Origin of the sequence: Mesorhizobium sp. LNHC252B00 (assembly GCF_000502955.1) — a bacterium.
GTDB lineage: Bacteria > Pseudomonadota > Alphaproteobacteria > Rhizobiales > Rhizobiaceae > Mesorhizobium.
On sequence record NZ_AYWO01000047.1, the window covers coordinates 19,449 to 27,838 of the forward strand.

Genomic DNA, 8,390 nt, shown 5'->3' on the forward strand with positions numbered 1-8,390 from the left:
AAAAACATGAAATATTGCCTACTTCTGTCAATCCTCGCTTTGGCCGCCTGCAAGACGAGCCATGGGCTTGCGACGTGCGCGGGTGCCCCATTCCAACTGAACGTGGGACAATGGGAAACCACCCCTGAGGATCTTCAGGTCGAATGCGCGGAAGAGCCAAAGTGAAATTTCCTGAACATGCCCTTCTGGTGGAGAGAGAAACGCTAGCCGCCCACTATAAGAAGGTGGAAGCGTTTCAAACGTCACGAGCGAAGTCTGCGCGGCGCCTGTCAAAGGCCCTGATAGCCTTTGCCGCAGCGGCGGTCCTAGGAAATGTTGCCCAGGCATTTACCATCGCTGCCATGGTCCCGTTGGCCAAGCTCGTACCTGTGTTCCTCTGGGTCCGGCCGGATGGGACCGTCGACAGCGAAGTGTCAGTCTCTCGACTGCCGGCAACCCAAGACCGAGCCGTCATAAATGCTTCGCTGTGGGAATATGTACGCCTGCGCGAGGGGTACACAGCAGATACAGCCCAATACGCCTATGACCTCGTATCCAGTTTCAGCGCGCCGGCTGTGCGACAGCAATATCAAGATTTCTTCAACTATCCGAATCCCACCTCGCCGCAAGTCACGGTCGGCAAGCGCGGCAAGCTCGAGGTCGGGCATATTTCTTCAAACGACATCAGTCCGGACGTTCAACAGATCCGTTACAAACGTACGCTTGTTGTCGATGGGCAGATGCCGATAGTGACCACCTGGACAGCTACCATCCGCTACGAGCGCTTGACGGGTCTGCCTGGGCAATCGAGGCTCACCAATCCGGGAGGTCTACTCGTCACTTCTTATCAAGGCTCGGAAGATAGCGTATCGAACCTGGGCTATGTGCAGCCATGACAAAAAGAGCGTTTCTCGCGCTGGTCTGTTCACTCTTCTTAACGATGGAAGCGTCCGCGGAAGACACACCACTTGCCGGCAAGCATGATGCGCGCATGCGCTACCTGGCTTACCGTCCCGACGAAGTGGTGCGCCTGTCTACCGCAGTGGGGGCAACGCTGGTTGTCACATTCGCGGCCAACGAGACAGTCGCAGCCGTGGCCGTTTCCAATAGCAAAGACCTGGCTGCGCTCCCGCGCGCCAACTATCTCTTTTTTAAGGCTAGCCGGATGCTCCCGCCGCAGCCGGTCATCGTGCTGGCGGAGAGTGAGTCCGGTACACGGAGATACGTCTTCAGTATTTCAACGAGAGCGATGCCAAAACTCGATGAGCAGCAACCTGACCTATACTACAGCGTGCAGTTCACCTATCCTGCTGATGAGGCTGCTGCTCGGAGAAAGGACGCAGAAAGGCGCTCGATTCTTGGTCAGGGCCGGGCGAAAGTGCTGCACGACGAGAGAGTTCAGGATTTGTTGAATCGGCCCGCCGCAACTACCAGTCCGGACGAAAGCAATTTTCACTACGTCGCAAAGGGCGATCGATCGCTGTCGCCGCTGCAAGTTTTCGATAATGGCTTTACCACCGTATTTGGCTTCGCAAGCAATTCCCGCATACCCTCTCTCTACATTATCAATCCCGACGGCAAGGAAGCCGCTGCCAATTACACGGTCAAAGGGGACTATGTTGAAGTATCCGCAGTCGCCCGGGAATGGCGTCTGAGAGATGGCAATACGGTCTTGTCCATTTTCAACAGGGCTTATGACCCTGTGGGACGAGCGCCAGGGACCGGTACAGTGACACCCGACGTGTGGCGCGTTTTGAAAGGCTCGGCCGATGAATGAAACCGGCCCACAGTCGGGACATGATGTCCATGCCTCCGGATCGATGGTCTCGGAGCCGGCCCGCCGGCATGTTTCGGGATTGCAGAAGTTGGCTGTCGCTGCTCTTGTTCTCATCTCATCTCTATCGCTCATCTGGCTCGGAGGTCGTCCCAGCACACAAGACGAGCCAACTCAGCCAAAACCTCCAACTGTCGCCGACGCCGAGCCATTCCGCCCCGTGCCGATTGAGATTGCTCCCGAACCTCCAGCACCCGTACAGGTGGCGCAGGCAGGAGATCCTGCGCCATCCACGCCGCCTCCGGCGCCAGCTGATCCGCCGCCGGAGGAATCACCAATTTTCGCCTACAGTGGCAGCGGTCAAATGCCCAACGACGGTCAGCGGAGCGAAGACAACCATAGGGATGCTCCCGCAACCTCGGATGAGATTTCAGACGCTGGCGATCTGTCGGGGCGATTGAAGCCAGATATACAGGAGCCGAGCCGGGCCACACTTTTGCCGCACCCTGATCTCGTGATTACTCAAGGAACGATAATTCCCTGCATTTTGCAAACGGCAGTCGACACAAACTTACCGGGTTATGTGAAGTGCGTCTTACCTAAAGACGTCCGCGGCGCCACCAACAACGTGGTGCTTTTGGATCGCGGGACGACCGTGATTGGCGAGATCCAGCGTGGTCTCCAACAGGGGGATGCGCGTGTCTTCGTGCTGTGGACGCGCATCGAAACGCCTGACCATGCCCTCGTTTCGCTAGCATCGCCGGGCGCTGACGAGCTCGGCCGCTCCGGAATGCCTGGCACGGTGGATAATCACTTCTGGCAGCGCTTTGGCGGAGCAATGCTCATGAGCGTCATTCAAGGCGCGTTTCAGGCCGCCGGTCAATACGCTGGCAGCTCAGGTGGAGGAAGCGGCATCAACAGCTTCCAGAGCAACGCCGGACAAGCCGTTGACACGACCCTTAGAGCAACGATCAACGTTCCGCCAACTCTGAAGAAAAACCAGGGAGATGCTGTATCCATCTTTGTGGCTCGGGATCTCGATTTCTCAGATGTATACGATCTTAGAGCGACCGCCGTGGCGCCAGCACCCCAACATCGTGAACGCCGGAGAGACAACAATGCGACCGGAGGCTGACCCTCAATTGCGTTTGCTTCTCAACCCTGTTCTGAAATGGCTTGAGGAGCCAAGGACCGAAGAGGTCGCTATCAACCGGCCTGGGGAAGCCTTTGTCCGACAGGCCGGCGTTTTCACGAAACATCCGCTACCGCTATCTTATGACGATCTGGAGGACATCGCCATCCTCGCTGGAGCGCTGCGCAAGCAAGATGTCGGACCGCAAAGCCCCCTCTGTGCGACTGAGCTGCCGAACGGAGAGCGGCTGCAGATCTGTTTGCCGCCCGCTGTTCCCTCAGGAACAATAAGCCTGACGATACGGCGTCCCTCAAGTCGTGTGACCGAACTCAAGGAAGTTTCTTCTCGCTACGAATACTCGCGTTGGAATCAATGGCGGTCACGAAAGGAGCGCCAAGAGCGGCAGGACGAAACGATTCTTCAGCACTACGACAATGGTGACTTGGAGCAATTTTTGCGAGCGTGCGTTTGCGGGCGGCTCACGATGCTGCTTTGCGGACCTACTGGAAGCGGCAAAACGACAATGAGCAAGACTTTGATCAACGCTATACCCCCGCAAGAGAGGCTGATAAGTATCGAGGACACGCTCGAACTTGCAATCCCGCACGAGAACCATGTCCGGTTACTCTATCCGAAGGACCGAGCAGGCGTAGGTGCGGTGACAGCCGAGCAACTGTTGCAAGCCAGCTTGCGCATGCGCCCTGATCGAATATTGCTTGGCGAGATGCGCGATGATGCTGCTTGGGCCTACCTTAGCGAAGTCGTCTCCGGCCATGCGGGATCAATATCAACGATTCATGGGGCGGATCCGGTCCAAGGCTTTAAAAAGCTCTTTTCACTCGTCAAGAGCAGCCCGCAAGGAGCTGCTGTGGAAGACCACACGCTTCTTGACCTGCTGTCGGCTGCCATTGACGTCATTGTGCCGTTCCGTACCCACGGCGACGTGTATGAGGTGGGGGAGGTGTGGCTCGCCGCCGATGCCCGGCGACGCGGAGAGACAGTAGCCGACCTTCTTAACAAGCACTAAGGCTAGAGCATGTCGGGGATCGGTAAGTGGTTTGTGATACGATGGCGTAATTTGTTCAGATTGAACGTCCACTTTGATTTGACGGAGGTGGATAATGGGAGGAGGACTGGGCGTAGACCTTCGGTCACAAGTCTGAAGTCTTCGGGCGCCCTGTCGGCGCGGCAAGCTGCGGCACGATTCGACTGGGTGTATCGAGCGCGTCCGCTGAATTGCGCGGGCGACGCTCAGCGAGCTGGTGCCGATGCCTGCTTCAAAAGCGGCATCGACACCCGGCAGGTCGTACCCTTGATTTACCTAGCCGCGCTCAATGAGCGTGTTCAAAGCCGCCGAACGTGGTTCGGAATGACCGGTTGGTAAATAGGGAAGTGCCATACAGGGAATCCTCCTGGTATTGCCTCCAGGGGGTCCTCTCAATGAACAAAGCCGCAACCTGCCCTTGCGACCTCAGCTGGAGTTTGCGACGCAACCCATATAGGAGGATCGATGCGCAGAGAAATCGCAGGCAGAGTCGGTGGCATTGTGGGCTGGCCGACCGACGGTTTCAGCCCGTCAACAGGTCTTCACGTGTTCCATCCCCGACTATTGCAGGCGTGCGGCTTGCATGCTCCCGCGATCACCCATCGGAAAGAGCGTTACGAACACTACGAAGAGTTGCGCGACTTCTGCTGTCGCCCCGGTCTTACAGCGGACGGTGACCTGTCCTACCTTGATAGGACGTGAAATGCGAACGCTGCTCATTGATCATCATGTGGATCTTACGCGCGCCGTGCGAGTTGCGCTCGGGGATAGCGGTTTTGCCGTTGATGTAGTTGGCAACCTGGAACAGGCGTCGAGGGCATTTTGTTGCGCAACCTATGAAATTCTCCTGCTGGAGTTGGCTTTGCCAGATGGCGATGGCTTGGGCTGGCTGAGACAGCTAAGGAGCGACGGGCATTCAGTTCCAACCCTTATTATGAGTAGCATCAACGATCTCGAGAAGCGAATTGCAATTTTCAACGGTGGCGCGGACGACTTTCTGCTCAAGCCCGTCTCTTTCGTTGAGCTCATCGCCAGAATGAGAGCCATTCTGCGCCGGTCGACACAGGTGACCGACCCCATCGTTGTATTTGGCAATCTCAATTTCGATCCGATCGGCCGACAGGTTTCCGTCTCGGGTCATCCTCTGAAGATCGCACGCCGCGAACTATGTATTTTAGAGCATCTGCTTATCCGTGCAGGCCGCATCGTGCCTCGTGCGCAGTTGGAAGATCACCTCTATTCGTTCAACGACGAGGTATCTGCCAACGCGCTTGAAGTCGGAATCTATCGCTTACGTGGACACCTGAGTAGGTCAGGTGCAACGCCGCGGATCACGACCGTGCGCGGCATTGGTTACCTTCTTGAATTGACTGAGGCGGCATCCGCATAGTTGGTCTAAATTGAAAGAACAGACTGCCTGCCCGTCGTCAGGTTGAGCTTATATGAGGAAAGTAAAGACGGAAACGGGTGTGTCAGGGCAACATTTCTTCACCTTCTCGATGTGTTGCGGAATCCATGGTCTGAGCCCGATGGCATGACGCGGCCCGTTTATCCGAGCCCAATCCAACTTATATACGGTCGCTGCTCGAAACAGCGGCACCAACATCCCGCTTGCGGCGGGTACGGGCTCAGGAGGACGGGACCATTCTTGTGGCGGGGCATTTCAGGCCATCCCAACCTTCGGTTCGTCCACCTGGATCCGCCAGGACTGATCAGGCCCTGGAAGAAGTGCTTAGTTCACATTCCATGGGTGAGCGGCAATCGGCATCAGGCGCTCTTCATGACCGCCCCCTCGATGACGACGCCGGCGTTGACGTATTTCCACAGCGCCACGAGTAGCTTGCGGGCGAGCGCCACAATCGTCGCCTTCTTGAGGCGCCCGCCGTTCTGCTTCACCCGCTCCTTGAACCACAAGGAGAGCGCCGATTGCGATTGATGGCGCAGCCATAGCCACGCGAGCTGGATCAGCGTAGTTCGCAGCCTTGGATTGCCGGATTTCGAAACGCCCTGGTCGTGTGAGACGGAGCCGCTTTGCCAGGGGGTCGCCGCCAGGCCGGCGTAGGCGGCCAGCTGTCGTCGGTTGTCGTAGTGCCGCGACAGGCCCTCCGTCCACAGCACGGCGGCAAACTCCTGCCCGATGCCCTTCAGGTCGAGCAGCATGGCCGGGGCTGGCGAGGCACTCTGCTCGGTCGCAAGCATGGCGTCGCGCTCGGCCTCGACCGCCTTGATCTGTTCCATCAGCAGCTCCAGCCGTTCGAGTTCGCGATCAATCTGCTGCTTCAGATGGTCCGGCAGCGGACGCCCGTCGCCGGTCTTCAGCGCCTCAAGGCACCTGCGCCGATCGCGCCGCAACGGCTCGTAGCCGGAGACACCCTGTGCAAACAGCAGGCCTTTGATGCGGTTGACATGGCGGGTCCGCTCGTTCGTCAAGGCCTTGCGCTCACGCGAGAGGCGGCGGCGGTCCTCTTCCTCGGGGGTGGGCACCCGCAGCATGGCGCAGACGCGCGGCTCGCCCCTCTTATAGGCAAGCAGCGCGCGCACCAGCGCCTCGCCGTCGATCTTGTCGGTCTTTGCCTGACGCCGCCGGCGTGAGGTGGCAATCGAGGCCGGATCGACGACGTGGCTTTCGATTCCTTCGGCCTGCAGCACCCTGTGGATCCAAAAGCCGTCGAGCCCAGCCTCTTGGACGACGATGATCGGAAAGCATTTCCCGGTCCGCGCCTCGGCCTTCCGGTTGAGCTCGGCAAACCGCGCCAGCATGCCGGCCACGTCGCCGGCCGCCACTGCGTGTTTCGACATCTTCTCGCCAGCGCCCGGCGACAGCGAGGTGATCAGCCATTTCGAGCGGCTGAGTTCCAACGAGAGGAAAATTGCGCCAAGATCAGTGCGGATGGCGGTCAACGCATCGGGTCGGTGTGCTGCAACCGGCATGCTCGGCCTCCAAGGTAGGGTGTCTAGGGTTTTGCAACCTCACCTTTGCCACAGCGCAGGTCGCTATCCACCCTCCTCATAGGATCTTGTGGCCATAATCGACATCGCGGCCGCCCTTGACGATGGTGTCGGCATGCGGTTCGAACGGCTCTGTCACAAACCTTTTGGTCAGCGGAGCATGGCAAGAAACACTCCTCAGCTGTGGAGAGCACGTGATGTTCAACGGCCGCCATTTCGACCAGTCGGTGATCCTGCTGTGCGTGCGCTGGTACCTGGCCTACACCCTGAGCCTGCGCGATCTTGGAAGAGATGATGGCCGAATGCGGCTTGAAGGTCGCCCATTCCACCGTGCATCCTGGGTCGCCCACTTCTCGCCGTAGCTGCTGGAGCGCTTCAACCGGCGCAAGCGTGTGGTCGGCAGCAAGTGGCATATGGACGAGACGTACATCAAGGTCCGAGACAGAGCCTTTTGTCGGCGTTGCCGGCTTCGAAGGGCCGGTGCGCGCCGAGCGCATCAAGATCACCCCCGGCCACGTTGCTGCGGCCACTCGCCGAGTACGAAGCGGTGGTCTGAGGGAGCTGGTGATGACGACGCTAGAGCATAATCTGACCTGATGGAATCGCGAGGGATTCCCATCGGGGAGAATATCTGATTGAACTAAACCGCTGCCGCGGTAGCTGATGCGCGGGTCTGGCCTGAGGAGGCCCCCGTCTGAGAAGATTTGGTGTTGAGCCAACCTTCCAGACAGGAGAACCCCAGATGGCCCAGATAAGCCCTCTGCGTCAGCGGATGATTGAAGATCTGACGATCCGCAATTTGNAGTCGATTTTTTGGACGATCACCCGATCACCTGGGATACGAAGAGGTGCGCGCCTATCAGGCCCACTTGGTGGGCCGAAGGGTCTCGTGGGGCGCGTTGAACCAGACCGTTTGCGCCTTGCGTTTCTTCTACGGCGTGACGCTGGGTCGATCTGATCTGCCTGAGCGGATCGCTTACGCCAGGACGCCGCGCAAGTTGCCGGTCGTGCTGAGCGCCGATGAGGTGGTCGGCTTTCTGCAGGCCGTGAAGGGGACGAGGAACCGGGTCGCTCTGATGACCACCTATGCGGTGGGCTTACGCGCCGCGGAGGCGGCGCGTCTGCAGGTGACGGACATCGATAGCAGCCGGATGATCATTCGCATCGAGCAGGGCAAGGGCGGCAAGGACCGCTATGTGATGCTGTCGCCGCAGCTGCTGGAGATTTTGCGCGTCTATTGGCGGTTGACCAAGCCGGGGCGATGGCTATTTCCTCGGCGCGATGGCCGCGGCCCGATCCACCCACAGACCTTAGGGATCGCCTGTCGAGCAGCCTGCGAGTTCCTGGGCGTTGAGAAGCGGGTGACGGTGCACACCCTTCGCCACAGCTTCGCCACCCACCTTTTGGAAGCCGGCACGGACATAAGGATCATTCAGGTGCTGCTGGGCCATCGCAGCCTGGCGACGACGACACTATACGCCCAGGTCTCAACAGATCGGAAGAGCGTCGTG

The 8,390-nt window shown here is 58.8% G+C and carries 7 protein-coding genes and 1 pseudogene; 7 read left to right on the forward strand and 1 reads right to left on the reverse strand.

The genetic code is table 11. From position 1 onward, the window contains the following. Nucleotides 1-6 precede the first annotated feature (6 nt). From X744_RS1000000173010 to X744_RS141275, 6 genes are all read left to right on the forward strand, one after another. The gene (locus X744_RS1000000173010) at nucleotides 7-165 is read left to right on the forward strand and encodes a type IV secretion system lipoprotein VirB7 (protein WP_081731114.1); all 159 of its coding nucleotides are present in this window, start codon (nucleotides 7-9) and stop codon (nucleotides 163-165) included. Continuing rightward, nucleotides 162-875: a type IV secretion system protein VirB8 gene (locus tag X744_RS141290; RefSeq protein ID WP_023785251.1), complete on the forward strand. Its 714-nt coding sequence runs from the start codon at nucleotides 162-164 to the stop codon at nucleotides 873-875. The genes X744_RS1000000173010 and X744_RS141290 overlap by 4 nt, the downstream gene beginning before the upstream one ends. After that, nucleotides 872-1,756 (forward strand): TrbG/VirB9 family P-type conjugative transfer protein, encoded by an 885-nt coding sequence (locus tag X744_RS141285; protein WP_023762842.1) that lies wholly within the window; start codon nucleotides 872-874, stop codon nucleotides 1,754-1,756. The genes X744_RS141290 and X744_RS141285 overlap by 4 nt, the downstream gene beginning before the upstream one ends. Beyond that, nucleotides 1,749-2,888, forward strand: coding sequence for a type IV secretion system protein VirB10 (virB10, locus tag X744_RS0138785; RefSeq protein WP_031252668.1), 1,140 nt, complete (start codon nucleotides 1,749-1,751; stop codon nucleotides 2,886-2,888). Before X744_RS141285 ends, virB10 begins: the two co-directional genes overlap by 8 nt. After that, complete coding sequence (gene virB11 / locus X744_RS141280) at nucleotides 2,872-3,912, forward strand: P-type DNA transfer ATPase VirB11 (RefSeq protein ID WP_023762844.1); 1,041 nt, start codon at nucleotides 2,872-2,874, stop codon at nucleotides 3,910-3,912. Before virB10 ends, virB11 begins: the two co-directional genes overlap by 17 nt. 721 nt (nucleotides 3,913-4,633) lie before the next feature. Further along, nucleotides 4,634-5,320, forward strand: coding sequence for a response regulator transcription factor (locus X744_RS141275; protein WP_023762845.1), 687 nt, complete (start codon nucleotides 4,634-4,636; stop codon nucleotides 5,318-5,320). A 377-nt stretch (nucleotides 5,321-5,697) separates the two neighbouring features. Here X744_RS141275 and X744_RS141270 read toward each other — a convergent pair whose 3' ends face one another. After that, complete coding sequence (locus X744_RS141270; RefSeq protein ID WP_023762846.1) at nucleotides 5,698-6,861, reverse strand: IS110 family transposase; 1,164 nt, start codon at nucleotides 6,859-6,861, stop codon at nucleotides 5,698-5,700. Between the two features lie 215 nt (nucleotides 6,862-7,076). On the opposite strand from X744_RS141270, the pseudogene X744_RS1000000173015 reads away from it, so the two are divergent. Further along, nucleotides 7,077-7,325: pseudogene (locus tag X744_RS1000000173015) on the forward strand (IS6 family transposase); the annotation flags it as partial. Nucleotides 7,326-8,390 lie beyond the last annotated feature (1,065 nt).

Coding starts and splice junctions, on each gene's coding strand:
- X744_RS1000000173010 (WP_081731114.1), top strand. CDS start 7: ATGAAATATTGCCTACTTCTGTCAATCCTCGCTTTGGCCGCCTGCAAG.
- virB11 (WP_023762844.1), top strand. CDS start 2,872: ATGCGACCGGAGGCTGACCCTCAATTGCGTTTGCTTCTCAACCCTGTT.
- X744_RS141285 (WP_023762842.1), top strand. CDS start 872: ATGACAAAAAGAGCGTTTCTCGCGCTGGTCTGTTCACTCTTCTTAACG.
- virB10 (WP_031252668.1), top strand. CDS start 1,749: ATGAATGAAACCGGCCCACAGTCGGGACATGATGTCCATGCCTCCGGA.
- X744_RS141270 (WP_023762846.1), bottom strand. CDS start 6,861: ATGCCGGTTGCAGCACACCGACCCGATGCGTTGACCGCCATCCGCACT.
- X744_RS141275 (WP_023762845.1), top strand. CDS start 4,634: ATGCGAACGCTGCTCATTGATCATCATGTGGATCTTACGCGCGCCGTG.